Annotated in this window: 24 protein-coding genes and 1 other annotated feature; of the genes, 17 read left to right on the top strand and 7 right to left on the bottom strand. The window is 55.6% G+C overall.

Annotated elements, in window-relative coordinates; all coding sequences use genetic code 11:
* Nucleotides 1-44: 44 nt before the first annotated feature.
* A complete protein-coding gene (gene ettA / locus PGR29_RS19595) occupies nt 45-1,712 on the bottom strand; it encodes an energy-dependent translational throttle protein EttA (protein WP_113374553.1) in 1,668 nt (555 codons plus the stop codon).
* A 219-nt stretch (nt 1,713-1,931) separates the two neighbouring features.
* On the opposite strand from ettA, the gene sltY reads away from it, so the two are divergent.
* Nucleotides 1,932-3,869: a murein transglycosylase gene (gene sltY, locus PGR29_RS19600; protein WP_316425160.1), complete on the top strand. Its 1,938-nt coding sequence runs from the start codon at nt 1,932-1,934 to the stop codon at nt 3,867-3,869.
* A gap of 87 nt (nt 3,870-3,956) precedes the next feature.
* On the top strand, nt 3,957-4,283 hold the full coding sequence (trpR, locus tag PGR29_RS19605; RefSeq protein WP_015368371.1) for a trp operon repressor: 327 nt from the start codon (nt 3,957-3,959) through the stop codon (nt 4,281-4,283).
* On the opposite strand, the gene yjjX is transcribed toward trpR, so the two are convergent.
* On the bottom strand, nt 4,270-4,785 hold the full coding sequence (gene yjjX, locus PGR29_RS19610; protein WP_113374555.1) for an inosine/xanthosine triphosphatase: 516 nt from the start codon (nt 4,783-4,785) through the stop codon (nt 4,270-4,272). The genes trpR and yjjX overlap by 14 nt on opposite strands.
* Nucleotides 4,786-4,898: 113 nt before the next feature.
* On the opposite strand from yjjX, the gene gpmB reads away from it, so the two are divergent.
* Nucleotides 4,899-5,546, top strand: coding sequence for a 2,3-diphosphoglycerate-dependent phosphoglycerate mutase GpmB (gpmB, locus tag PGR29_RS19615; RefSeq protein ID WP_015368369.1), 648 nt, complete (start codon nt 4,899-4,901; stop codon nt 5,544-5,546).
* On the opposite strand, the gene robA is transcribed toward gpmB, so the two are convergent.
* On the bottom strand, nt 5,543-6,412 hold the full coding sequence (gene robA, locus PGR29_RS19620) for an MDR efflux pump AcrAB transcriptional activator RobA (RefSeq protein WP_087858208.1): 870 nt from the start codon (nt 6,410-6,412) through the stop codon (nt 5,543-5,545). The genes gpmB and robA overlap by 4 nt on opposite strands.
* A 208-nt stretch (nt 6,413-6,620) precedes the next feature.
* On the opposite strand from robA, the gene creA reads away from it, so the two are divergent.
* The 4 genes from creA to creD all read left to right on the top strand — a co-directional run bounded on the left by creA (nt 6,621) and on the right by creD (nt 10,638).
* The gene (gene creA / locus PGR29_RS19625; RefSeq protein ID WP_045378970.1) at nt 6,621-7,094 is read left to right on the top strand and encodes a protein CreA; all 474 of its coding nucleotides are present in this window, start codon (nt 6,621-6,623) and stop codon (nt 7,092-7,094) included.
* A gap of 12 nt (nt 7,095-7,106) precedes the next feature.
* Entirely contained in the window at nt 7,107-7,796 is a 690-nt protein-coding gene (gene creB / locus PGR29_RS19630; RefSeq protein WP_316425161.1) for a two-component system response regulator CreB, read from the top strand.
* The gene (gene creC, locus PGR29_RS19635; RefSeq protein ID WP_213795013.1) at nt 7,796-9,220 is read left to right on the top strand and encodes a two-component system sensor histidine kinase CreC; all 1,425 of its coding nucleotides are present in this window, start codon (nt 7,796-7,798) and stop codon (nt 9,218-9,220) included. The genes creB and creC overlap by 1 nt, the downstream gene beginning before the upstream one ends.
* 62 nt (nt 9,221-9,282) lie before the next feature.
* Nucleotides 9,283-10,638: a cell envelope integrity protein CreD gene (gene creD, locus PGR29_RS19640; RefSeq protein ID WP_271031583.1), complete on the top strand. Its 1,356-nt coding sequence runs from the start codon at nt 9,283-9,285 to the stop codon at nt 10,636-10,638.
* Between the two features lie 64 nt (nt 10,639-10,702).
* Here the strand turns inward: creD and arcA are convergent, their stop codons facing one another.
* On the bottom strand, nt 10,703-11,419 hold the full coding sequence (arcA, locus tag PGR29_RS19645; protein WP_002887843.1) for a two-component system response regulator ArcA: 717 nt from the start codon (nt 11,417-11,419) through the stop codon (nt 10,703-10,705).
* Between the two features lie 95 nt (nt 11,420-11,514).
* Between arcA and yjjY the strand changes: the two genes are divergently transcribed.
* The 7 genes from yjjY (at nt 11,515) to PGR29_RS19680 (ending at nt 18,276) form a co-directional block, all read left to right on the top strand.
* The gene (gene yjjY / locus PGR29_RS19650) at nt 11,515-11,655 is read left to right on the top strand and encodes a protein YjjY (protein ID WP_001541509.1); all 141 of its coding nucleotides are present in this window, start codon (nt 11,515-11,517) and stop codon (nt 11,653-11,655) included.
* A gap of 395 nt (nt 11,656-12,050) precedes the next feature.
* Entirely contained in the window at nt 12,051-12,737 is a 687-nt protein-coding gene (locus PGR29_RS19655; protein ID WP_316425162.1) for a tRNA/rRNA methyltransferase, read from the top strand.
* Between the two features lie 210 nt (nt 12,738-12,947).
* The gene (thrL, locus tag PGR29_RS19660; RefSeq protein ID WP_004222578.1) at nt 12,948-13,016 is read left to right on the top strand and encodes a thr operon leader peptide; all 69 of its coding nucleotides are present in this window, start codon (nt 12,948-12,950) and stop codon (nt 13,014-13,016) included.
* Nucleotides 12,955-13,073, top strand: a sequence feature (Thr leader region). It overlaps the preceding gene by 62 nt.
* Before the next feature lie 25 nt (nt 13,074-13,098).
* Nucleotides 13,099-15,561 carry a bifunctional aspartate kinase/homoserine dehydrogenase I gene (gene thrA / locus PGR29_RS19665; protein WP_087858203.1) on the top strand — a complete coding sequence of 821 codons (2,463 nt, stop codon included), beginning with the start codon at nt 13,099-13,101 and terminating at the stop codon, nt 15,559-15,561.
* A 1-nt stretch (nt 15,562) separates the two neighbouring features.
* Entirely contained in the window at nt 15,563-16,492 is a 930-nt protein-coding gene (thrB, locus tag PGR29_RS19670; RefSeq protein WP_020079659.1) for a homoserine kinase, read from the top strand.
* A 3-nt stretch (nt 16,493-16,495) separates the two neighbouring features.
* Nucleotides 16,496-17,776 (top strand): threonine synthase, encoded by a 1,281-nt coding sequence (thrC, locus tag PGR29_RS19675; protein WP_113374560.1) that lies wholly within the window; start codon nt 16,496-16,498, stop codon nt 17,774-17,776.
* 194 nt (nt 17,777-17,970) lie between these two features.
* The gene (locus PGR29_RS19680) at nt 17,971-18,276 is read left to right on the top strand and encodes a DUF2502 domain-containing protein (RefSeq protein ID WP_316425163.1); all 306 of its coding nucleotides are present in this window, start codon (nt 17,971-17,973) and stop codon (nt 18,274-18,276) included.
* 39 nt (nt 18,277-18,315) lie between these two features.
* Here PGR29_RS19680 and yaaA read toward each other — a convergent pair whose 3' ends face one another.
* Nucleotides 18,316-19,089, bottom strand: a complete 774-nt coding sequence (gene yaaA / locus PGR29_RS19685) for a peroxide stress protein YaaA (protein WP_316425164.1) — start codon at nt 19,087-19,089, stop codon at nt 18,316-18,318.
* Nucleotides 19,090-19,166: 77 nt separating this feature from the next.
* Nucleotides 19,167-20,597, bottom strand: coding sequence for an alanine/glycine:cation symporter family protein (locus PGR29_RS19690; protein WP_316425165.1), 1,431 nt, complete (start codon nt 20,595-20,597; stop codon nt 19,167-19,169).
* Between the two features lie 202 nt (nt 20,598-20,799).
* Here PGR29_RS19690 and tal point away from each other — a divergent pair, with 202 nt between their 5' ends.
* From tal to PGR29_RS19705, 3 genes are all read left to right on the top strand, one after another.
* Nucleotides 20,800-21,753 carry a transaldolase gene (gene tal, locus PGR29_RS19695; RefSeq protein ID WP_316425166.1) on the top strand — a complete coding sequence of 318 codons (954 nt, stop codon included), beginning with the start codon at nt 20,800-20,802 and terminating at the stop codon, nt 21,751-21,753.
* A 110-nt stretch (nt 21,754-21,863) separates the two neighbouring features.
* Entirely contained in the window at nt 21,864-22,451 is a 588-nt protein-coding gene (gene mog, locus PGR29_RS19700) for a molybdopterin adenylyltransferase (RefSeq protein ID WP_047078005.1), read from the top strand.
* 113 nt (nt 22,452-22,564) lie between these two features.
* Nucleotides 22,565-23,869, top strand: coding sequence for an MFS transporter (locus PGR29_RS19705; RefSeq protein ID WP_087858197.1), 1,305 nt, complete (start codon nt 22,565-22,567; stop codon nt 23,867-23,869).
* Nucleotides 23,870-23,909: 40 nt separating this feature from the next.
* Here PGR29_RS19705 and satP read toward each other — a convergent pair whose 3' ends face one another.
* On the bottom strand, nt 23,910-24,476 hold the full coding sequence (gene satP, locus PGR29_RS19710; protein WP_045395854.1) for an acetate uptake transporter: 567 nt from the start codon (nt 24,474-24,476) through the stop codon (nt 23,910-23,912).
* Nucleotides 24,477-24,497 lie beyond the last annotated feature (21 nt).

Consider the following 24,497-nt stretch of genomic DNA (forward strand, 5'->3'; position numbering starts at 1 on the left):
GGAGCAAACACTAAAAAAGGCAACTTGCGTTGCCTTTTTGTATTTTATTTTGAGATACGTTTGTACTTGATACGCTTCGGTTCCAGCGCATCGGCGCCGAGGGTGCGTTTCTTGTACTCTTCGTACTCGGTAAAGTTACCTTCGAAGAACTCAACCTTACCTTCATCCTGGTAATCCAGAATGTGGGTCGCGATACGGTCAAGGAACCAACGGTCGTGCGAGATAACCATGGCGCAGCCCGGGAACTCCAGCAGGGCGTTTTCCAGCGCGCGAAGGGTTTCGATATCCAGGTCGTTGGTTGGTTCATCGAGCAGCAGTACGTTACCGCCGACCTGCAGCAGCTTCGCCAGGTGCAGACGCCCACGCTCACCGCCGGACAGCTCGCCAACGCGTTTGCCCTGGTCGACGCCTTTGAAGTTAAAGCGGCCAACGTAGGCGCGGCTCGGCATCTCGGTGTTGCCGATCTTCATGATATCCAGGCCGCCGGACACTTCTTCCCAAACGGTTTTGCTGTTGTCCATCGCGTCGCGGAACTGATCGACGGAAGCCAGTTTAACGGTTTCACCCAGCGTGATGGTGCCGGAATCAGGTTGTTCCTGGCCGGACATCATGCGGAACAGGGTGGATTTACCCGCGCCGTTCGGACCGATGATACCAACGATAGCGCCTTTCGGTACGGAGAAGCTCAGATCGTCAATCAGTACGCGGTCGCCGTAAGATTTGCGCAGATTGCTGACTTCCAGAACTTTATCGCCCAGACGCGCTCCTGGCGGAATGAACAGTTCGTTGGTCTCGTTACGTTTCTGGTATTCGACGTTGTTAAGCTCTTCAAAGCGCGCCAGACGGGCTTTGCCTTTAGACTGACGGCCTTTCGCGCCCTGACGAACCCACTCGAGTTCTTTCTCGATAGATTTGCGGCGTGCTGCTTCCTGAGAAGCTTCCTGCGCCAGACGCTGATCTTTTTGCTCCAGCCAGGAGGAGTAGTTGCCTTCCCACGGAATACCTTCACCGCGGTCAAGTTCGAGGATCCAACCAGCGACGTTATCGAGGAAGTAACGGTCGTGGGTAATCGCCACCACGGTGCCTTCGAAATCGTGCAGGAAGCGTTCCAGCCAGGCGACGGATTCGGCGTCGAGGTGGTTAGTCGGTTCGTCGAGCAGCAGCATGTCTGGTTTTTCCAGCAGCAGGCGGCATAGCGCGACGCGGCGGCGTTCACCACCGGAAAGAGTGGCGATTTTCGCATCCCAGTCCGGCAGGCGCAGGGCATCGGCCGCACGCTCCAGCTGTACGTTCAGGTTATGGCCGTCGTGCGCCTGGATGATCTCTTCGAACTTGCCCTGTTGCGCGGCAAGCTTATCGAAGTCGGCATCCGGCTCGGCGTATTTGGCATAAACTTCGTCCAGGCCTTTCAGCGCGTTAACCACTTCGGCGACCGCTTCTTCAACGGATTCGCGCACGGTGTGCTCCGGATTCAGCTGCGGCTCCTGCGGCAGGTAGCCAATTTTGATACCGGGCTGCGGGCGCGCTTCACCTTCGATCTCGGTGTCGATACCGGCCATGATGCGCAGCAGGGTAGATTTACCGGCGCCGTTCAGACCGAGAACACCGATTTTCGCGCCAGGGAAGAAACTGAGGGAGATATTTTTCAAAATATGACGTTTCGGCGGAACCACTTTGCCGACACGATGCATGGTATAAACGAATTGAGCCACGTTGGACTTCGCCTCTTTCTATTCTGATAGATAGTTCAAAGGCGAAGTGTAGCCTTTTTCGCGCGGTAATCCCAGCGAGGCGACAGGATTCACAGAAGCGTAAAAAAATGTTCAGGACATGGCATGTTTTCAGTTGTCTGATTAGCATAACTAAGCAATACCTGAATTTTTTGAAGCGGCACGATGCCGCGGTGATGCACCAAACTAGAGGAAGAGCTTGTGGAAAAAGCCAAAACTACGGCATGGCGTCTTCTGGCTGCCGGCGTGAGTCTGCTGACGCTAAGCCAGCTGGCACATGCGGATTCACTGGATGAACAGCGCAGCCGCTATGCTCAAATTAAACAAGCGTGGGACAACCGCCAGATGGATGTCGTCAATCAGTTGATGCCTACGCTCAGCAGCTATCCGCTGTATCCCTACCTGCAATATCGACAAATCACCGATGACCTGATGAACCAGCCGCCGCTGGTGGTCACTAATTTCATTGCGGCGAATCCGACGCTACCGGCGGCGCGTTCTTTGAAATCCCGCTTTGTTAATGAGCTGGCGCGGCGCACCGACTGGCGCGGCTTGCTGGCGTTCAGCCCGGATAAACCGACGACAACCGAAGCGCAGTGTAACTACTACTACGCCAAACTTAGCGTCGGCCAATCGCAGGAAGCCTGGAGCGGGGCGAAAGAGCTGTGGCTGACCGGCAAGAGCCAGCCAAATGCCTGCGATCCGCTGTTCAGCGCGTGGCGCGATTCCGGGCAGCAGGATCCGCTGGCCTATCTCGAACGAATCCGCCTGGCGATGAAGGCCGGTAATACCAGCCTGGTCCGCGTGCTTGCTCAACAGATGCCCTCAAACTATCAGAGCATCGCTTCGGCGGTGGTGGCGTTAGCCAACGATCCCAATAGCGTGATGACCTTTGCCCGTACCACCGGGGCCACTGACTTTACCCGCCAGATGGCGGCGGTCGCTTTTGCCAGCGTCGCGCGTCAGGATGTGGAAAATGCCCGTCTGATGATCCCGTCGCTGGTGCAGGCGCAGCAGTTGAATGACGATCAAACCCAGGAGCTGCGCGATATTGTCGCCTGGCGCCTGATGGGCACCGATGTGACCGAAGCGCAGGCGGAGTGGCGCGATGACGCCATCATGCGTTCACAATCGACTTCGCTGGTGGAACGCCGGGTTCGTATGGCGCTGGGTAGCGGCGATCGTCATGGGCTGAACACCTGGCTGGCGCGTCTGCCGATGGAGGCGAAAGAGAAAGACGAGTGGCGCTACTGGCAGGCGGATCTGCTGCTGGAGCGCGGACGCGATGACGAAGCGAAAGCCATCCTGCATTCGCTGATGCAGCAACGCGGCTTCTATCCGATGGTTGCCGCTCAACGTCTGGGCGAAGAGTACACCTTCCGCATTGATAAAGCCTCCGGCACTATCGACCCGGCTCTGGCCTCCGGCCCTGAGATGGCGCGCGTTCGCGAGCTGATGTACTGGAACATGGACAACACCGCGCGCAGCGAATGGGCGAATCTGGTAAGCAGCCGGACCAAATCGCAGCAGGCGCAGCTGGCGCGTTACGCTTTTGATCAACACTGGTGGGATCTCAGCGTACAGGCGACGATCGCCGGTAAATTGTGGGATCAGCTGGAAGAGCGCTTCCCGCTGGCGTACAACGATCTATTCGCGCGTTACATTAGCGGCAAAGATATTCCGCAGAGCTACGCGATGGCGATTGCGCGTCAGGAGAGCGCCTGGAACCCGAAAGTGCGTTCACCGGTCGGCGCCAGCGGCTTGATGCAGATTATGCCAGGCACCGCGACGCATACCGTTAGCATGTTCAGCATTCCTGGTTATAGCAGCCCATCGCAACTGCTGGATCCGGAAACCAATATCAACATCGGCACCAGCTACCTGCAGTACGTCTACCAGCAGTTTGGTAATAACCGTATTTACGCTTCCGCCGCCTATAACGCCGGGCCAGGACGCGTACGCACCTGGCAGGGCAATAGCGCCGGGCGCATCGATGCGGTGGCATTTATCGAGAGTATTCCGTTCTCGGAAACCCGCGGGTACGTAAAAAACGTCCTCTCTTACGATGCCTATTACCGCTACTTTATGGGCAAGCAGGATAACTTGCTGAGCGACGCCGAATGGCAACAGCGTTACTGATCGTCCGGAAGTATGTTATTCTTTGTACTCGTTGAAGAGTACATTCGACGGGCAGCCTGGCTGCCCGTCTCAACATGGCGACGTAACATGACCCAACAATCTCCCTATTCAGCGGCCGTGGCCGAACAACGTCATCAGGAGTGGCTGCGCTTCGTGGCGTTGTTGCAGCAGGCCTACGCCGAGGATCTTCACCTGCCGTTACTGCAGCTGATGCTGACGCCCGACGAGCGCGAAGCGCTGGGTACCCGGGTGCGCATTATTGAAGAGCTGCTGCGCGGCGAGATGAGCCAGCGCGAACTGAAAAACGAACTCGGCGCCGGTATCGCTACGATTACTCGCGGCTCAAATAGCCTGAAATCGGCGCCGGTAGAGCTACGGCAGTGGCTGGAACAGACGCTGCTTAACGATAAATAGCGTTATGGAATGGGCTTAGCGCCAGCACTACCGCCTGATGGTAAACGCTGCTGCGCGTCAGTTTGCCGCCGGTAAAGACGCCGATAGCGCCCTCTTTGCGGCCGATCTGGTCGATCCCGGTATGCTGCGACATGACCGGCCCCAGCGCTTCCCCGGCGCGAACCTGCGCAAGGATCGCCTCCGGCAGCGGCAGGGTTGCCGAGCGGGCTTCGCCGCGCTGCTGGCGGCTCTCAATCACTACCCAACTGAAGGTGCTGCCTTCATCGATCCCGGCTTCTATCGCCACCCAAAAATCAGCCTCCGGCTGCGCGAGCCTGGCATTAGCGACGCGATTTCGTGCGCCAGCCCGCGTTTCCTCGCTGCCGAAGGGTTGTTCCGGCACGCCGCTCTCGACGGCGACGGACTCAATATGGCAGGATCCTTCGCCGAAGATCTCGTTAAAAGCCTGCAGAATTGCCTGAATTTTGGCGGGATTAGTGGTAGCTGAGACAACATGGTGCATAATCAAAACAACTCAGAATTAATTAACGTCATCGCAGTATACTCTAAATCACTCTGGCGGCAGCCGATCGCGCAGCTCGTCGAATGATGAAGGGTTCAGAACGGAAAATAAGCATGTTACAGGTATACCTTGTTCGCCACGGTGAAACGCAGTGGAACGCCGAGCGACGTATTCAAGGCCAGTCCGATAGTCCGCTGACCGCTCACGGCGAGCGCCAGGCATGGCAGGTGGGTGAGCGCGCCAGAACGCTGGGGATTACCCATATTATCGCCAGCGACCTCGGCCGTACCCGCCGCACCGCAGAAATTATCGCTGAAGCCTGCGGCTGCGGCGTCGTTACCGATCCGCGCCTGCGCGAGCTGGATATGGGGGTGCTTGAAAAGCGCCATATCGACTCGCTTAGCGAAGAAGAAGAGGGCTGGCGTCGCCAGCTGGTCAACGGTACGCCGGATGGCCGCATTCCGCAGGGCGAATCCATGCAGGAGCTGAGCGAGCGTATGCGCGCGGCGCTATCATCCTGCCTGGAATTACCGCCAGGAAGCCGACCGCTGCTGGTGAGTCATGGGATGGCGCTGGGCTGTCTGGTGAGCACGATCCTCGGGCTGCCTGCCTATGCCGAGCGCCGTCTGCGCCTGCGCAACTGTTCGATTTCACGCGTTGATTACCAGCAGAGCCCGTGGCTGGCGTCAGGGTGGGTCGTGGAGACCGCGGGGGACGTTTCGCATCTCGATGCCCCCGCGATGGATGAACTGCAGCGTTAACGACGAATCGGAATCAGGTACTCGCAGCGCAGCTGAATTGGCGTAGCCTGGTTCCGGCTTTCATCTTCCGGATAGAAGCGCTCGATATCGAGCCCTTTGCGGCGGGTGAGGTTCAGCATCGGCATACAGGTGCCATACACCGTCAGGATAAACTCCTGTAGCCCGGTGCCTAATCCTTCGTAAGTGAACATCACATACTCGCCGCCTTCCAGAATCACCGGATGAGAGTTATGCAGGTGCCCGTTCGCCATCTCCGGCGTCAGCGCGGTGGTGTAGAACACCTCCTGTTCGTCATCTTTTTCCAGACTTGGACGCGGTTCATGCAGGCCGTACAGCGTCGGCGGAATGCTGGGCGCGTTGCCGAGGAATTCGCGCCAGAACTGAACGCGCATCTGGTTACGGAATTCAGAAATCTCTTCCAGCTTACAGGTATAGCTTTGAGTCACGCCGACCAGTTGCGTGGTGCTCAGGGTGACAAACTCATGCTTCGGCATCGTAAACTCACCGAGGCGCAGCGGCGGACGCATACCAAACGAGCTCCAGTCCGGAGAACGGCGATAGAGCGCTGGGGTCAAATTAAACTGTTTTTTAAAGGCGCGGGTGAACGTCTGTTGGGAATCGAAGCGATACTGCAGCGCGATGTCGAGGATCGGGCGTGCGGTCAGCCGTAGCGCAACAGCGGATTTGGAAAGACGGCGTGCGCGAATATAGGCACCGATAGCTTGACCCGTGACGTCTTTAAACATACGTTGCAAATGCCACTTGGAATAACCTGCCTTCGCCGCCACATTATCCAACGAGAGGGGCTGATCCAGGTGACCTTCCAGCCAGCTCAGGAGATCGCGAATAATCCCAGCTTGATCCATAAAATGTCCCCATCCTTTAAACTCAGGTACCTATATTAAGGTAGCGGATAATAGCATTTTTTGATGTTTTAGCATTCAGTGTTTTTTTTGCTTTTAAATGCGATTATCTGGTGGATATCGTTGGTAATTTTGTAAAGCTGTGATCTTTAAACCTTTTCCATAGCGTTTGTGATTATCACGCAGCGGAATTTTAAGAAATGGTAACAATATGAAATACAAGAAGTTAGTGGCAGGTTTGTTCTTACTGGCCGCAGGCCAACTGGCGCACGCCGAGCAAATCGGTTCCGTCGATACGGTATTTAAATGGCTGGGACCGGATCATAAAATCGTGGTCGAAGCCTTCGACGACCCCGATGTACAAAACGTCACCTGCTATATCAGCCGGGCAAAAACCGGCGGCATTAAAGGCGGGTTAGGGCTGGCGGAAGATACCTCTGACGCCGCCATCTCCTGTCAGCAGGTCGGGCCGATTGAGCTGACGGACAAAATCAAAAACGGCAAAAGCCAGGGCGATGTCGTGTTCCAGAAACGTACCTCGCTGGTGTTCAAAAAACTGCAGGTCGTTCGCTTCTACGACGCTAAACGCAATGCGCTGGTGTATCTGACCTATTCGGATAAAGTGGTCGACGGCTCGCCGAAGAATGCCATCAGCGCCGTGCCGATCATGCCGTGGAGTAAATAAACGGGAGTCACAATGCAACAGCCACGGATTTGGTTAGTTGAGGATGAACGGAGTATCGCCGATACCCTTGTTTACATGCTGCAACAGGAAGGATTTGACGTGACCGTCTTCGAGCGCGGGTTGCCCGCGCTTGATGCGGCGCTGCATCAGAGCCCGGATTTAGCGATCCTCGACGTCGGCTTGCCGGATATTAGCGGCTTTGAACTATGCCGACGACTGCTGGCGCGCCATCCGGCATTGCCGTTACTGTTTCTGACCGCACGCAGCGAAGAGGTTGATAAGCTGCTGGGGCTGGAAATTGGCGCTGACGACTACATCGCCAAACCGTTTTCGCCGCGCGAAGTCTGCGCGCGGGTGCGAACCGTGCTGCGTCGGCTGCAGAAATTTTCTACTCCTTCACCGGTGGTGCGCGTTGGCGAGTTTGTGTTGGATGAGCTGGCGATGGCAATTAGCTGGTGTGGCCAACCGCTGAACCTGACGCGTTACGAATTCCTGCTGTTGAAAACCCTAATCAACGCCCCCGGCCGCGTGTTCTCCCGCCAGCAGTTGATGGAGCGAGTGTGGAGCGATGCTTACGAGAGTATCGATCGCACCGTCGATACTCATATCAAGACCCTGCGCGCCAAGCTACGGGCGGTGAACCCCGATATTAACCCAATTAATACGCATCGCGGTCTGGGCTATAGCCTGGGAGGCTATTGATGCGTATCGGGATGCGCCTGCTGCTGGGGTATTTCTTGATTGTCGCCATTGCCGCGTGGTTTGTGCTCTCTATCTTCGTACAGGAAGTCAAACCGGGCGTACGTCGGGCAACGGAAGGCACGCTTAACGATACCGCAACGCTACTGGCGGCTCTGGCCCGTGAGGATCTGCTTTCGGTAAATCCACAGCAGGGGAGACTGGCGCAGGCCTTTCAGTCGCTTAATCAGCAGCCCATCAACGCCAACATCAGCGGCATCAGGAAAATGCGCAATGAGTATCGCGTCTATCTGACGGATGCGCAGGGGAAAGTGGTGTTCGATTCCAGCGGGCAGGCGGTGGGCCAGGATTATTCACGCTGGAATGACGTCTGGCTAACCCTGCGAGGCCAGTACGGCGCCCGTAGCTCGCGCAGCGACCCCGAGGATGATAATAGCTCAGTCATGTACATTGCCGCGCCGGTGATGGATAACGGCCGTATCATCGGCGTGGTGAGCGTCGGTAAACCTAATCTGGCGATGACGCCGGTGATTAAACGCAGCGAACGGCGGATCCTGTGGGCCGGTGGCGCGCTGCTGGGGATTGCTTTACTGATTGGCGGCGGGATTGTCTGGTGGATTAACTTCTCCATTGGCAAACTGGTACGTTACGCCGATTCGGTGACTGCCGATCGTCCGCTACCTCTGCCGAACGTCGGCAGTAGCGAGTTAAGCAAGCTGGCGCAGGCACTGGAGAGCATGCGCGTGAAGCTAGAAGGTAAAAACGCGATCGAAAACTATGTCTACGATCTCACCCATGAACTCAAAAGCCCGCTGGCGGCAATTCGCGGCGCGGCGGAGATCCTGCGCGAGGGGCCGCCGCCTGAGATCGCTGCGCGTTTCACCGCAAATATTCTTGCGCAGAATACGCGCATGCAGCTGTTGGTGGAAAAGTTGCTGCTGCAGGCGCGGCTGGAAAATCGGCTGGAGATAACGCCGCAGTTGGTTTCGGTTGATGCGCTTTTCCAACGTCTGGCGGAAGACCGGGACATTGCGCTGGCGGCGAAAGCCATCACCCTGCGCTGGCAGAAGAGCGGAGTAACGGTGAATGGCGATGGCGAACTACTGGCGCAGGCGCTGGGCAATCTTATCGACAATGCGATTGACTTTACCCCTCATGGCGGTGAAATCGCTCTGGCGGTGGAGATGTGCCACGAAGAAGCGCTGCTAAGCGTGACGGACAACGGTCGCGGTATTCCTGACTTTGCGCTGACGCGCGTCTTTGAACGCTTTTACTCGCTGCCGCGGGAAGACGGCCACAAGAGCAGCGGTCTGGGACTGGCGTTTGTTCGTGAGGTGGCGCGCCTGCATCAGGGCGATATCAGCCTGCGTAATCGCCCTGAAGGCGGCGTTGTCGCGACGCTACAACTTCACCGTCCCTTCACATAGCTTCAAATACACTGCACATAGCCACCCTACAGTGAACCCATCACCATTGGGAGAAGAAGGCTATGATGAAATCACCGTTATTCTGGAAAATTAGTACGCTGTTGGGCTGTATTTTGCTGTTGTCCGTGCCGCTGATGATGGTCAGAGTGCTTATCGCCGAGCGCGCGGACTATCGCAGCGATGTAGTGGATGCGATAGAGCGCAGCACCAGCGGTTCACAAAAGCTGACCGGGCCGCTGGTTGCCATCCCGGTGACCGAGACGCTGACCCGCATGGAGAATCAAAAAGAGGTCGAATATCAGCGTAGTTGGATCTACTACTGGCTACCGGAATCGCTGGCGGTCAACGGCGTGCAAAATGTGGAGTCGAGAAAAGTCGGCATATACAGTGGGCAGGTCTGGCATAACGCTCTGCAAATTCAGGCGCAGTTCGATCCCGCGCGGCTTAAGGAACTGAAAAAGGCGAATACCGCTTTAGGGAAACCTTTTTTAGTGCTTAGCGTGAGCGATGCCCGCGGCATAGGCGTCATCAACGCGCCGGTAATTGATGGTACGACGCTGACCGTTGAACCAGGGGTGGGGTTGAACGGCGGCGGTATGGGCATTCATATGCCGATGCCCGCGTTAACCGCAGACAATAAACCGCTGAATATTGCATTTTCCCTCGGCCTTAACGGTACCGGCGACTTCTCCGTTGTACCGCTGGGACGTAACAGCGAGCTGCAGTTAACCAGTAACTGGCCGCATCCTGGTTTCCTTGGCAACTTCCTGCCTACGAAACGCGAAGTGAGCGCTTCGGGTTATATCGCCCACTGGCAAAGCAGTTGGTTTGCCAACAATATGGGCAACTATTTCACCGATGACACCGATATTGAGTGGTCGCGTTTACCCGCCTTTAGCGTGGAGGTGATGTCGCAGGCCGATCAATATCAGCTGACTGACCGGGCGACCAAATATGCCATCCTGCTAATCGCATTGACTTTTATGGCCTTTTTCGTCTTCGAAAGCCTGACGCATCGTCGTCTGCATCCGATGCAGTATCTGCTGATAGGGTTATCACTGGTGATGTTCTACCTGGTGTTGCTGGCGCTCTCTGAGCATATTGGCTTTACCCAAGCCTGGACAGTGGCCAGCTTGATTGGCGCGGTGATTAACGGTGTTTATTTACAGGCGGTATTGAAAGGGTGGCGTAATAGCCTGCTGTTCGTAATGGCGTTACTGCTGCTGGACGGCGTGATGTGGCTGTTACTGCGCTCAGAAGATAGCGCGCTGCTGCTTGGCTCCGGGGTGTTACTGCTGGCGTTGTGCGCGCTAATGTTCCTGACTCGCCGCGTGGACTGGTACGCCTTATCACTACCGCAGAGCAAGCCGGAAAAGCCGCAAAGCAAGGATGACGATACGTTTCGTATCTGGAAGTAAAATAGCTATAAAAAAACGGCGCCAGAAGGCGCCGTTTTGCATTATGACAGCAGGAAAAGCGAAATTATTCCTGCAGATCGCCACAGAAACGGTAACCTTCACCGTGAATTGTAGCGATGATTTCCGGGGTATCCGGCGTGGATTCGAAATGCTTACGAATGCGACGAATGGTCACGTCCACGGTACGGTCATGCGGCTTCAGCTCGCGACCGGTCATTTTCTTCAGCAGCTCTGCGCGTGACTGGATTTTGCCCGGATTTTCGCAGAAGTGCAGCATCGCGCGGAATTCACTGCGCGGCAGCTTGTACTGCTCGCCGTTTGGGCTCACCAGCGAACGGCTGTTGATATCCAGTTCCCAACCGTTGAACTTGTAGCTCTCAACGCTGCGACGCTCTTCGCTCACGGTACCGAGGTTCATGGTACGGGAGAGCAGGTTGCGCGCGCGGATAGTCAGTTCACGCGGGTTAAACGGTTTAGTGATATAGTCATCGGCGCCGATTTCGAGGCCAAGAATTTTATCAACTTCGTTGTCGCGGCCGGTAAGGAACATCAGCGCGACGTCAGCCTGTTCACGCAGTTCACGCGCGAGCAGAAGACCATTTTTACCTGGCAGGTTGATATCCATGATCACCAGGTTGATATCATTTTCAGACAGGATCTGATGCATTTCCGCGCCATCGGTCGCTTCGAATACATCATAACCTTCTGCTTCGAAAATACTTTTTAACGTGTTGCGTGTTACCAACTCGTCTTCAACGATAAGAATGTGCGGGGTCTGCATGTTTGCTACCTAAATTGCCAACTAAATCGAAACAGGAAGTACCAAAGTCCCTGACCTGCCTGGTACATGCCACAAATTAACATGTCCGGCGTAACATGACTAAAGTACGTAATTGCGTTCTTGATGCACTTTCCATCAACGTCAACAACATCATTAGCTTGGTCGTGGGTACTTTCCCTCTGGACCCGACGGTGTCAAAAACGGCTGTCATCCTAACCATTTTAACAGCAACATAACAGGCTAAGAGAGGCCGAACACCCAATAAAACTACGCTTCGTTGACATATATCAAGTTCAATTGTAGCACGTTAACAGTCTTGTGAAATCATTGCATCGATTTGCGAATTATCGTCACATTTCTTACACAGCTCAATTAGTTGCAGCTATGAATTAATAAATGCAATGAATCCAAAGTCTGTGGACGAATGAAAACTGAAATATCATTGCCAAACATATGGATAAATGCGTTCTGTTAACATACTCCGTATTGGTGTCCAATGTGAACAGTTTAGTTTTTTTTAAGAGTAATAAAGCCCATTTTTAGTGATTTTTGTTGCAAATTTGTAAATTTTCGCCGCGTAAAATGAGGGCGACCGCAGATTAGCGCCGCGTAAGAGGATAAGAGAAGCACAATGCGTTTATCGATTATTTTGGTGGCCCCCGCGAGGGCGGAAAACGTCGGCGCAGCGGCGCGGGCGATGAAAACCATGGGATTCAGCGAATTGCGGATTGTCGATAGCGAGGCGCATCTGCAGCCCGCCGCGCGCTGGGTGGCGCATGGTTCGGGAGATATTTTAGATAATATAAAAACCTACCCGACGCTTGAGCAGGCTTTGCACGATGTCGACTTTACCATCGCTACCACCGCCCGTAACCGCGCGCGTTTTCACTACTACGCCACGCCGCAGGAGTTACTGCCGCTGCTGGAAGAAAAAGCACAATGGATGAAGCATACGGCGCTGGTCTTTGGCCGTGAGGATTCCGGATTAACTAACGATGAACTGGCGCTGGCCGATGTGCTTACCGGCGTGCCGATGGTTGCCGATTATCCCTCCCTGAATCTTGGGCAATCGGTGATGGTGTATTGCTATCAACTGAGCTCACTACAGCAGCAGAGTGCTGTTCAGGCGCCTGAAACCGACGAAAAACAATTGCAGGCGCTACGCCAGCGGACGCTTTCGCTACTTGGACAGTTGGGGGTGGAGGACGACATCAAACTGGCCGACTGGCTACAGCAGCGTATTGGCCTCTTACAGCAGCGCGACACCGCCATGTTGCATCGATTGCTGCATGATATTGAAAAAAATCTACCTGAATAAAATCCTGCGATAAGTTTTTTTTATAGTTGAATATACTAATTTCAACGGCAACCGTCCGGCAATGCGGCGGAATTATCGGGGCGTTGTGGCGTAATGACGGTGTTGGCTAAAAAGTCGCCATTTTAGAAATTCGTTGACTTAAGCAGGCAGATACTTTAACCAATATAGACAGGACACAAGACAGATAAAAATACAGAGTACACAACATCCATGAATCGCATCGGCATGATTACCACCATTATCACCACCACCATTACCACAGGTAACGGTGCGGGCTGACGCGTACAGGAAACAACAGAAAAAAGCCCGCACCTGAACAGTGCGGGCTTTTTTTTTGACAAGAGATCAAGGGGTAAGAACCATGCGAGTGTTGAAGTTCGGCGGTACATCAGTGGCAAATGCAGAACGTTTTCTGCGGGTTGCCGATATCCTGGAGAGCAATGCCAGGCAGGGGCAGGTTGCGACCGTGCTGTCTGCCCCGGCGAAAATCACCAACCATCTGGTCGCGATGATTGAAAAAACCATCAGCGGTCAGGACGCTCTGACCAATATCGCCGACGCCGAACGTATCTTTGCCGACCTGCTGCAGGGGCTGGCCGACATTCAGCCTGGCTTTCCGCTCGCACAACTGAAAACTTTCGTAGACCAGGAATTCGCGCAGATTAAACACGTGCTGCACGGTATCAGTCTGTTGGGCCAGTGCCCGGACGGCGTTAACGCCTCGCTGATCTGCCGCGGTGAAAAGCTCTCTATCGCTATCATGGCGGCGCTGCTGGAAGCGCGCGGTCACAAGGTCAGCGTCATTAACCCGGTCGAAAAACTGCTGGCCGTCGGCCACTACCTTGAATCCACTGTCGATATTGCTGAATCCACTCGCCGTATCGCCGCCAGCCAAATCCCGGCAGACCACATGGTGCTGATGGCCGGCTTTACCGCCGGCAACGAAAAGGGTGAACTGGTGGTGCTGGGGCGTAATGGCTCTGATTACTCCGCTGCCGTGCTGGCCGCCTGTATGCGCGCCGACTGCTGCGAAATCTGGACCGACGTCGATGGCGTCTATACCTGCGACCCGCGTCAGGTACCGGATGCGCGGCTGCTGAAATCCATGTCGTATCAGGAAGCGATGGAACTCTCCTATTTCGGCGCTAAGGTGCTGCATCCGCGCACTATCGCCCCTATCGCCCAGTTCCAGATCCCATGCCTGATTAAAAATACCGGTAATCCGCAGGCGCCGGGGACGCTCATCGGCGCCAGCCTTGATGAAGACGGCCTGCCGGTAAAAGGGATCTCGAACCTCAACAATATGGCGATGTTCAACGTTTCCGGTCCGGGAATGAAAGGCATGGTCGGCATGGCGGCGCGCGTTTTCGCCACCATGTCTCGCGCCGGTATCTCTGTGGTGTTGATTACCCAATCTTCATCGGAATACAGCATCAGCTTCTGCGTGCCGCAAAGTGATTGCGCGCGGGCGAAGCGGGTGATGGAAGAGGAATTCTATCTCGAATTGAAAGAAGGACTGCTGGAGCCGCTGTCAATCATGGAGCGCCTGGCAATCATTTCCGTCGTGGGAGATGGGATGCGCACGCTGCGCGGCATCTCGGCGAAATTTTTCGCCGCGCTGGCGCGCGCCAATATTAATATCGTGGCGATTGCCCAGGGTTCTTCCGAGCGTTCAATCTCGGTGGTCGTCAGCAATGATGACGCGACCACTGGCGTGCGCGTCACGCATCAAATGCTGTTTAACACCGACCAGGTCATTGAAGTCTTCGTGATCGGCGTCGGCGGCGTGGGCGGCGCGTTAATCGAGCAGATTAAACGCCAGCAGAGCTGGTTAAAGGGCAAGCATATCGATCTGCGCGTATGCGGCGTCGCCAATTCGCAGGCGCTGCTGACCAACGTCCATGGCTTGAATCTGGAAAACTGGCGTAGCGAACTCGCGGAAGCGAAAGAGCCCTTTAATCTGGGCCGTTTAATCCGCCTGGTGAAAGAGTATCACCTGCTGAACCCGGTTATCGTCGATTGTACCTCCAGCCAGGCGGTGGCCGATCAGTACGCTGACTTCCTGCGTGAAGGTTTCCATGTGGTGACGCCGAATAAAAAGGCCAACACCTCTTCGCTGGATTACTACCACCAGTTACGCCACGCCGCCAGCAGCTCACGACGTAAGTTTCTCTATGACACCAACGTTGGCGCGGGTCTGCCGGTCATTGAAAACCTGCAGAACCTGCTGAATGCCGGCGATGAACTGCTGCACTTCTCCGGTATCCTGTCTGGTTCGCTTTCATTCATTTTTGGTAAGCTGGATGAGGGTATGAGCCTCTCCGAAGCCACTAAACTGGCGCGCGAGATGGGCTATACCGAACCGGATCCGCGCGACGATCTTTCCGGCGTGGATGTGGCGCGCAAGCTGCTGATCCTTGCCCGCGAAACCGGGCGCGAGCTGGAGCTCTCGGATATTATCGTTGAGCCTGCGCTGCCTGCCGACTTCGACGCCAGCGGCGATGTCGAAAGCTTTATGGCGCGCCTGCCGACGCTTGACGATCAATTCGCCTCACGGGTTGCTAAAGCGCGCGACGAGGGTAAAGTCTTACGTTACGTCGGCAATATTGAAGAAGATGGCGTCTGCCGGGTGAAAATCGCTGAAGTGGACGGTAACGATCCGCTGTATAAGGTGAAAAACGGCGAGAACGCGCTGGCGTTTTACAGCCACTATTATCAGCCGCTGCCGCTGGTGCTGCGCGGCTATGGCGCGGGTAACGACGTCACCGCGGCTGGCGTGTTCGCCGACCTGTTGCGTACCCTGTCATGGAAGTTAGGAGTTTAAGATGGTCAAAGTATACGCCCCGGCTTCCAGTGCCAATATGAGCGTCGGGTTTGATGTGCTGGGAGCCGCGGTGACGCCGGTCGACGGCACGTTGCTTGGGGATAACGTCTCGGTAGAGGCGGCGGCAGAGTTCAGCCTGCGTAACGTAGGCCGCTTCGCCGGCAAATTACCCTCGGCGCCGCAGGAAAATATCGTCTATCAATGCTGGGAAGCCTTTTGCCGCGAGATCGGTAAAACGGTTCCGGTGGCGATGACCCTGGAAAAAAATATGCCGATTGGCTCGGGTCTTGGCTCCAGCGCCTGTTCGGTGGTCGCCGCGCTGGTGGCGATGAACGAACACTGCGGTAAGCCGCTGAACGAAAATCGGATGCTGGCGCTGATGGGCGAGATGGAAGGGCGCATTTCCGGCAGCGTTCACTATGATAACGTGGCGCCATGCTATCTTGGCGGTATGCAACTGATGATTGAAGAGCAAGGCATCATCAGCCAGCAGATCCCGGGCTTTGATGAATGGTTGTGGGTGCTGGCCTATCCGGGCATTAAGGTCTCTACCGCCGAAGCGCGCGCGATTCTTCCGGCGCAGTATCGCCGTCAGGATTGCATCGCCCACGGTCGCCATCTGGCAGGGTTTATTCACGCCTGCTATAGCCGTCAGCCGCAGCTGGCGGCAAAGTTAATGAAAGATGTTATTGCCGAACCGTACCGTACCAAACTGCTGCCGGGCTTCAGCGAAGCGCGTCAGGCGGCGATGGAAATCGGCGCGCAGGCTTGCGGTATTTCCGGCTCCGGCCCGACGCTGTTCGCGTTGTGCGATAAACCGGACACCGCGCAGCGCGTCGCCGACTGGCTGGCCGCGCATTATCTGCAAAATCAGGAAGGCTTCGTTCATATTTGCCGGCTGGACACGGCGGGCGCTCGAGTAGTGGGATAAGTGATGAAACTGTATAACTTAAAAGATCATAACGAACAGGTCAGCTTTGCGCAGGCCGTGACGCAAGGGCTTGGCAAACAACAGGGGCTGTTCTTTCCGCACGATCTGCCGGAATTCAACCTGACCGAAATCGACGAAATGCTGGAACAGGATTTCGTGACCCGCAGCGCGAAAATCCTGTCGGCCTTTATTGGCGACGAGATCCCGCAGAATGAACTGCAATCCCGCGTTGCCGCGGCGTTCGCCTTCCCGGCGCCGGTCACTCAAGTACAGGATGATATCGGCTGTCTGGAGCTGTTCCACGGCCCAACGCTGGCGTTTAAAGACTTTGGCGGCCGTTTTATGGCCCAGATGCTGACGCATATTGCGGGCGATAAGCCGGTGACGATTCTGACCGCTACCTCCGGCGACACCGGCGCGGCCGTGGCGCACGCCTTCTACGGTCTGCCAAACGTCAAAGTGGTGATTCTCTACCCGCGCGGTAAGATCAGCCCGCTGCAGGAGAAGCTGTTCTGTACCCTGGGCGGCAACATCGAAACCGTGGCGATTGACGGCGATTTCGACGCCTGTCAGGCGCTGGTTAAGCAGGCGTTTGATGATGAAGAGCTGAAGGTCGCGCTCGGTCTCAACTCCGCCAACTCTATTAACATCAGCCGCTTGTTGGCGCAGATCTGCTACTACTTCGAGGCGGTCGCGCAGCTGCCGCAGGAAGCCCGTAATCAGCTGGTGGTGTCGGTGCCAAGCGGCAACTTCGGCGATCTTACCGCCGGCCTGCTGGCGAAATCGCTGGGGCTGCCGATTAAGCGTTTTATTGCCGCTACCAACGCCAATGACACCGTGCCGCGCTTCCTGCAGGATGGCAACTGGGCGCCGAAGGCGACGCAGGCGACCCTGTCTAACGCGATGGACGTCAGCCAACCGAACAACTGGCCGCGCGTGGAAGAGCTGTTCCGCCGCAAAATCTGGCGTCTTAATGAGCTGGGATACGCCGCGGTTGATGATGAAACCACCAAAGCAACCATGCGTGAACTGAAGTCCATCGGCTACACCTCTGAACCGCATGCGGCAATTGCTTATCGCGCGTTGCGCGACCAGCTGCAGCCGGGCGAGTACGGGTTGTTCCTTGGTACCGCGCATCCGGCTAAATTCAAAGAGAGCGTAGAAGAGATTCTGCAGGAGACGCTGCCGTTGCCGAAAGAACTGGCCGACCGCGCCGACCTGCCGCTGCTGTCGCATAATCTACCGGCCGATTTCGCCGCGCTGCGTAAGCTGATGATGGGCTAGTATTGCTATTCTACCGTTCGTTGAACCGGGCTCCGCGCCCGGTTTTTTTACGCCCGAAAATGGAGAAATTGTGTATAACCGACCAATAAATGCGGAAGAGAATAAATTCGGATTGCGGAGAATAAACAGGATAGTTTTGCGGGGTTAATATTTCGTTATCGACCCATAATGGGGGCGAATAGAAGAGGTTACTTATGACGATGCTGAAACCTGTTTTGCTGGCGCTTTCTCTGCTGCTGGTCGCTCCTGCGTTGGTTCATGCAGATGAAATTACCCTGATCCCGGCGGTGAAGCTGCAAATCGGCGACCGGGATGATTATGGCCGCTACTGGGACGGCGATCGCTGGCGCGATCATGGCTGGTGGGCGAGCCATTATGACTGGCGCGACGATCGCTGGCGCCCGCATGATGATTATCGCCGCCACGATCGCGATCGCGATGACGATGACGATCAAGGCCATCATGGTCATGGCCACGAGCGGCATCACCACGACGACTAATCGTTCTTGCCCCCGGCGTCAGGCTGGGGGCATTCAGGCTTACTGCTCGTGGCGTTTAAACACCAGTTCACCTTTCTCCGATGCCTGCGCATCAAAGAAATAGCCTTCGCTATCAAACTTCTGCAGCTGTTCCGGACGGGTTAAACGATTTTCTATGATGTAGCGGCTCATCAGGCCGCGCGCTTTTTTGGCATAGAAGCTGATCACCTTGAATTTGCCGTTTTTCTCATCGAGGAATACCGGCTTAATCAACTGTCCCTGCAATTTCTTCGGTTTTACCGATTTAAAATACTCATCGGATGCCAGATTGATAATGATATCGTCGCCCTGCGCCTGCAGCGCCTGATTGATCTTATCGGTAATGACATCGCCCCAGAAATGATACAAATCCTTGCCCTGCGAATTTTCCAGCTTAATGCCCATCTCCAGACGGTAGGGCTGCATCAAATCCAGCGGGCGCAATACGCCGTAAAGTCCGGAAAGCATACGCAGATGCTGCTGGGCGAAATCGAAATCCGCTTCGCTAAAGTTTTCGGCCTGCAGGCCGGTATAGACGTCGCCTTTGAACGCCAGTATCGCCTGACGGGCATTCTGCGGGGTAAAGTCCGGATGCCAGTCGTGAAAACGGGTGGCATTGAGGTCGGCCAGCTTATCGCTGATGCTCATCAGCTTACCGATTTGCGGCGCCGTCAGCTGACGGGCGATACCGATAAGCTGTTGAGAATACTCCAGGAGTTCGGGCTGGGTATAGCGAGTCGTTGCCAGCGGGCTTTGATAATCGAGCGTTTTTGCAGGTGAAATCAGAATCAGCATATCCAGTCCTTGCAGGGAATTTCGACGAATTTTAACAAAAAAAGCGCATGGTGGGATCGATTGCTGCGATTACCGCGCTATTCGCGCGGTATCTCATCCCAGGCGCCGGGCGCCAGATGTTGCTGAATTTCCGGATAGCGAGCGGGATCGAAGACCGGCTGCACGCCGAGTTTACGCTGGCGCAGATAATCGCTGGCGAGGATGCGTACCGTTGGCGAAAGCAGCAAAATCGCCGTTAAGTTAGTGATGGCCATTAACGCCATAATAATATCCGCCAGCTGCCAGACCACCGGCAAACTCACCAGGGTGCCTGCCATCACCATTAATACGGTGATAACCCGGAGCGTCCAGATATGCAGCGGCTTATTGAGCCGCAGGAAGATCAGATTATTTTCGGCATAAATATAATTGGCGACAATCGAACTGAAAGCGAAAAGCAGCAGCACTGTGGCGACCAGACCCGGCCCCCAGCTACCAATGAGATCGCCCATCGCGTGCTGCATGGTTTGAATACCGCTGACCACATTATCGCGGTTTTCGCGCGGCGCCAGCAGGATAATTACCGCGCTGGCCGTACAGATAACAATGGTATCTATAAAGACGCCAATCATCTGTACAATGCCCTGCGCCGCCGGATGCGGAGGCCATGAGGCCGCGGCTGCGGCGGCGTTTGGCGTTGAACCCATCCCCGCTTCGTTGGAAAACATCCCGCGCTGAAACCCGCCGGTAAGCGCTTGGCTAATGGTATAGCCCACCGCGCCCGCCGCCGCTTCCTGCCAGCCGAAAGCGCAGCGGAAGATGGTTTCAAAAACCGCCGGCAGGGCAGCGAAGTGCCAGAGGCCAATCAACAGGCTGGCGCCGACCCACAGCAGGGCCATCAGCGGGACAAACCACTGCATCAATCGCGCCACGCCGCGTAAACCGCGGACGATAATCAACAGCATCGCGGCTGCCAGCGCGGCGCCGACGGCGACCATCGGTAAATCGAAAGCATAGGCCATGGCGTGCGCCACCGAGTTAGCCTGCACGGTATTGAAGATAACCCCATAGGCCAGCAGCAGCAGGATCGAGAAGACCACGCCCATCCAGCGCATCTCAAGTCCGCGGGCCATATACCACGCCGGGCCGCCGCGGAACTGGCCTGCGCTATCGCGCTCTTTGTACAGCTGGGCAAGCGAGCATTCGGCGAAGCTACTGGCCATGCCGAGTAGTGCGGAGACCCACATCCAGAGCACGGCGCCGGGGCCGCCAGCGGCAATCGCTAACGCCACGCCCGCCAGGTTACCGCTGCCGACGCGAGCCGCCAGGCTGGTGCACAGCGCCTGAAAAGACGTTAATCCGCCGGGCTGAGGACGAAGGCTTTTTTTAAGACTTTTGCCAAACTGGCGAATATAACGGAACTGAATAAACTCCGTTCGCCAGGTAAACCAAATACCGGCGCCCAGTAACAGATAAATCATTACCGAGCCCCAGAGTATTTCATTGATAAACGAGAGAAAATCAGGCATTAAACGTCCTCTTGTCCATGCCGGCGCGCGGTGTAAGCGCTACCACTCCGGTGACAATCCTTTAGCATTCAGATAATTAATATGTCGAGTTTATCACACTCTGCGCTCTTGCATTGTCGGCGGTTGCGCTGACCCTATGGCGTGTTATCATCTTGGCAGACCGGTTACATCCCCTTAACTGCTGTTTAAGAGAAACACTATCATGACGGATAAATTGACTTCTCTGCGTCAGTACACCACTGTCGTAGCTGACACCGGAGATATCGCGGCAATGAAGCTGTATCAGCCTCAGGATGCCACCACCAACCCTTCTTTGATCCTCGGCGCGGCTCAGATCCCTGAGTACCGTAAGCTGATTGACGACGCTGTTGCCTGGGCTCGCGGCCAGAGCAGCGATCGCGCGCAGCAGATTATCGATGCTTCCGACAAACTGGCGGTGAACATCGGTCTCGAAATCCTTAAACTGATCCCGGGCCGTATTTCTACCGAAGTTGATGCCCGTCTGTCCTACGACACCGACGCTTCTATCGCGAAAGCAAAACGCCTGATCAAACTGTATAACGATGCCGGTATCGGCAACGATCGCATCCTGATCAAACTGGCTTCGACCTGGCAGGGCATTCGCGCCGCTGAGCAGCTGGAAAAAGAAGGCATCAACTGTAACCTGACCCTGCTGTTCTCCTTCGCTCAGGCTCGCGCTTGCGCTGAAGCGGGCGTCTTCCTGATTTCTCCGTTCGTTGGTCGTATCCTCGACTGGTACAAAGCGAACACGGATAAGAAAGAGTACGCGCCGGCAGAAGATCCGGGCGTGATTTCCGTTAGCGAAATCTACGAGTACTACAAGCAGCACGGCTATGAAACCGTCGTGATGGGCGCAAGCTTCCGTAACGTTGGCGAAATCCTTGAGCTGGCCGGTTGTGACCGTCTGACCATCGCCCCTGCGCTGCTGAAAGAGCTGGCAGAAAGCGAAGGCGCTGTCGAACGTAAACTGGCGTTCAGCGGCGAAGTCAAAGCGCGTCCGGAACGCATTACTGAATCCCAGTTCCTGTGGCAGCACAACCAGGATCCGATGGCGGTAGACAAACTGGCGGAAGGTATCCGTAAGTTTGCCATCGACCAGGAAAAACTGGAAAAAATGATCGGCGACCTGCTGTAATCATCCCAGCGTGACCGGGCTACCGGTCACGCTACTTCTTTTGAATCCTGTCTGTAATTCTCTCCAGCGTGTATCATTCCGCTTAATTGCACTATTTGAACGGAATGAATATGAATAAATTACGCATCGGCTTAGTTTCTATTTCTGACCGCGCCTCCAGCGGCGTTTACCAGGACAAAGGTATTCCTGCGTTGGAAGAGTGGCTGTCGCGTGCGCTGACAACGCCCTTTGAACTACAGACACGCCTGATCCCTGATGAACAGCCCATCATTGAACAAACGTTGTGCGAGCTGGTTGACGAGATGGGCTGTCATCTGGTGTTAACCACCGGCGGCACCGGCCCGGCGCGCCGTGATGTGACTCCGGACGCAACTTTAGCGATTGCCGATCGCGTCATGCCCGGTTTCGGCGAGCAAATGCGTCAGGTTAGCCTACACTTTGTGCCGACGGCTATCCTATCCCGGCAGGTTGGCGTCATCCGCAAGCAGGCGCTGATCCTCAATCTGCCTGGCCAACCGAAAGCGATTCAGGAGACTCTTGAAGGAGTTAAAGACGCGGAAGGTAAGGTGCTGGTGCATGGTGTTTTTGCAAGTGTACCTTATTGTGTACAGTTGCTTGAGGGGCCGTATGTGGAGACGGAAGCCAGCGTTGTAGCAGCTTTTCGCCCGAAAAGCGCACGACGTGAAACTTTATCCTGAATTTAATGCATTGCTGATATAACCTGCATTGCCGGTGGTGTGCTGTTTTATTTACGGTATAGTGTTTTTTACTTTACACATTGCGTAATATTACTGCGGACGAAGCGCCAGTTATGTCACAACACACCCGAGCACTGAATCGACAGGATTATAAAACTCTGACGCTGGCCGCCCTCGGCGGGGCGCTGGAGTTTTATGACTTCATTATCTTTGTCTTCTTCGCCGCCGTCGTCGGCGAACTGTTCTTCCCCGCCGATATTCCGGAATGGCTACGTCAGGTACAGACCTTCGGTATTTTCGCCGCGGGTTATCTGGCGCGTCCTCTTGGCGGCATTATCATGGCCCATTTTGGCGACCTGGTCGGCCGCAAGAAAATGTTTACGCTTAGCATTCTGCTCATGGCGTTGCCGACGCTGGCGATCGGTCTGCTGCCGACTTATGCCTCAATGGGCATCGTTGCGCCGCTGCTATTACTGCTCATGCGTATTTTACAAGGAGCGGCGATTGGCGGCGAAGTGCCGGGCGCCTGGGTTTTCGTGGCCGAACATGTCCCGGAAAAACGCATCGGTATCGCCTGCGGCACCCTGACCGCGGGGTTGACCGTTGGGATCCTGTTAGGTTCGGTGGTGGCGACGCTTATCAACACCAGCATGACGCCGCAGGGTATCCACGACGGCGGCTGGCGTATTCCTTTCCTGCTGGGCGGCGTTTTTGGCTTGGTGGCGATGTATCTGCGTCGCTGGCTGCAGGAGACGCCGATATTTCTTGAGATGCAACAGCGCAAAGCGCTGGCGCAGGAGTTGCCGGTGAAGGCGGTGGCGCTTAAGCACCAGAAGGCCGTCATCGTTTCGATGTTGCTCACCTGGCTGCTTTCCGCCGGCGTGGTGGTGGTGATCCTGATGTCGCCGGTCTGGCTGCAAAAACATTATGGCTTTGCGCCGGCGATTACCCTGCAGGCCAATAGCATCGCCACGATTATGCTGTGTATCGGCTGTTTACTCGCCGGTCTGGCGGCAGACCGATTCGGCGCCAGCCGCACTTTTATTGTCGGTAGTCTGCTGTTGGCGGCCGCCAGTTGGGCCTTTTACCACCTTTCCGGCGCCAGCCCGCAGCGGCTGTTCCTGCTGTATGGCACGGTTGGATTGTGCGTCGGCGTGGTGGGGGCGGTACCTTACGTAATGGTGCGCGCCTTCCCGGCGGAAGTGCGTTTCACCGGCATCTCGTTTTCCTACAATCTGTCATACGCCATTTTCGGCGGCCTGACGCCGATTGCCGTCACCATGTTGATGGGGGTTTCGCCGATGGCGCCGGCCTGGTACGTACTGGCGCTGTCTCTGATGGGGCTGGGTTTAGGTATCTGGCTGCGTCAGGGGTTGACGACGCAGGCGGTTTTACCGCAAGGAGAACTGCAGCGTTAAATTTAACGCCGCCGCCCGGTTTGCGGGCGGCGGCAGGCCATTAGCGTGGTTCGCCAATCGGCAGAACGGTGCGCCCGAACTGCTCGTTCAACACTTCGCCCATCGCCAGGTAAATAGCGCTCGCGCCGCATACCAGGCCAATCCAGCCGGCAATTTTAACAATGCCTTCGTTATCGACCAGGTGGCCAATCGCCAGCAGCGCGAACAGCACCGTCAGGCTCAGGAAGACGAACTGCAGCATGCGCGCGGCTTTCAGCGTGCCGAAGAACATGAACAACGTAAAGATACCCCACAGGCCAAGATACATGCCCAGGAAATGCGGGTTCGGCGCATCAGCCAGACCCATTTTCGGCATCAGGAGGATCGCGACCAACGTCAGCCAGAAGGAGCCGTAGGACGTAAAAGCGGTTAAACCAAAGGTGTTGCCTTTTTTATACTCGAGCAGGCCGGCAAAAATTTGCGCAATGCCGCCGTAAAAAATGCCCATCGCCAGGATAGCTACATCGAATGCGAAAAGGCCGCTATTCGCCAGGTTAAGCAGAATAGTGGTCATGCCAAAGCCCATAAGGCCCAGCGGTGCCGGATTAGCCAACTTAGTGTTGCCCATAATTCCTCAAAATAATGATTA

Origin of the sequence: Klebsiella sp. 141203, assembly GCF_032601985.1 — a bacterium.
Taxonomy (GTDB): Bacteria; Pseudomonadota; Gammaproteobacteria; order Enterobacterales; family Enterobacteriaceae; genus Klebsiella; species Klebsiella aerogenes.

Bases quoted from the DNA above. Each gene is read 5' to 3' on its own strand.
- creA (WP_045378970.1), top strand. From the start codon at position 6,621: ATGAAATACAAGAAGTTAGTGGCAGGTTTGTTCTTACTGGCCGCAGGC.
- trpR (WP_015368371.1), top strand. From the start codon at position 3,957: ATGACCCAACAATCTCCCTATTCAGCGGCCGTGGCCGAACAACGTCAT.
- yjjX (WP_113374555.1), bottom strand. From the start codon at position 4,785: ATGCACCATGTTGTCTCAGCTACCACTAATCCCGCCAAAATTCAGGCA.
- robA (WP_087858208.1), bottom strand. From the start codon at position 6,412: ATGGATCAAGCTGGGATTATTCGCGATCTCCTGAGCTGGCTGGAAGGT.
- thrC (WP_113374560.1), top strand. From the start codon at position 16,496: ATGAAACTGTATAACTTAAAAGATCATAACGAACAGGTCAGCTTTGCG.
- creB (WP_316425161.1), top strand. From the start codon at position 7,107: ATGCAACAGCCACGGATTTGGTTAGTTGAGGATGAACGGAGTATCGCC.
- tal (WP_316425166.1), top strand. From the start codon at position 20,800: ATGACGGATAAATTGACTTCTCTGCGTCAGTACACCACTGTCGTAGCT.
- mog (WP_047078005.1), top strand. From the start codon at position 21,864: ATGAATAAATTACGCATCGGCTTAGTTTCTATTTCTGACCGCGCCTCC.
- yjjY (WP_001541509.1), top strand. From the start codon at position 11,515: ATGACTAAAGTACGTAATTGCGTTCTTGATGCACTTTCCATCAACGTC.
- creD (WP_271031583.1), top strand. From the start codon at position 9,283: ATGATGAAATCACCGTTATTCTGGAAAATTAGTACGCTGTTGGGCTGT.
- creC (WP_213795013.1), top strand. From the start codon at position 7,796: ATGCGTATCGGGATGCGCCTGCTGCTGGGGTATTTCTTGATTGTCGCC.
- satP (WP_045395854.1), bottom strand. From the start codon at position 24,476: ATGGGCAACACTAAGTTGGCTAATCCGGCACCGCTGGGCCTTATGGGC.
- thrA (WP_087858203.1), top strand. From the start codon at position 13,099: ATGCGAGTGTTGAAGTTCGGCGGTACATCAGTGGCAAATGCAGAACGT.
- thrB (WP_020079659.1), top strand. From the start codon at position 15,563: ATGGTCAAAGTATACGCCCCGGCTTCCAGTGCCAATATGAGCGTCGGG.
- arcA (WP_002887843.1), bottom strand. From the start codon at position 11,419: ATGCAGACCCCGCACATTCTTATCGTTGAAGACGAGTTGGTAACACGC.
- yaaA (WP_316425164.1), bottom strand. From the start codon at position 19,089: ATGCTGATTCTGATTTCACCTGCAAAAACGCTCGATTATCAAAGCCCG.
- PGR29_RS19705 (WP_087858197.1), top strand. From the start codon at position 22,565: ATGTCACAACACACCCGAGCACTGAATCGACAGGATTATAAAACTCTG.
- PGR29_RS19655 (WP_316425162.1), top strand. From the start codon at position 12,051: ATGCGTTTATCGATTATTTTGGTGGCCCCCGCGAGGGCGGAAAACGTC.
- PGR29_RS19690 (WP_316425165.1), bottom strand. From the start codon at position 20,597: ATGCCTGATTTTCTCTCGTTTATCAATGAAATACTCTGGGGCTCGGTA.
- PGR29_RS19680 (WP_316425163.1), top strand. From the start codon at position 17,971: ATGACGATGCTGAAACCTGTTTTGCTGGCGCTTTCTCTGCTGCTGGTC.
- gpmB (WP_015368369.1), top strand. From the start codon at position 4,899: ATGTTACAGGTATACCTTGTTCGCCACGGTGAAACGCAGTGGAACGCC.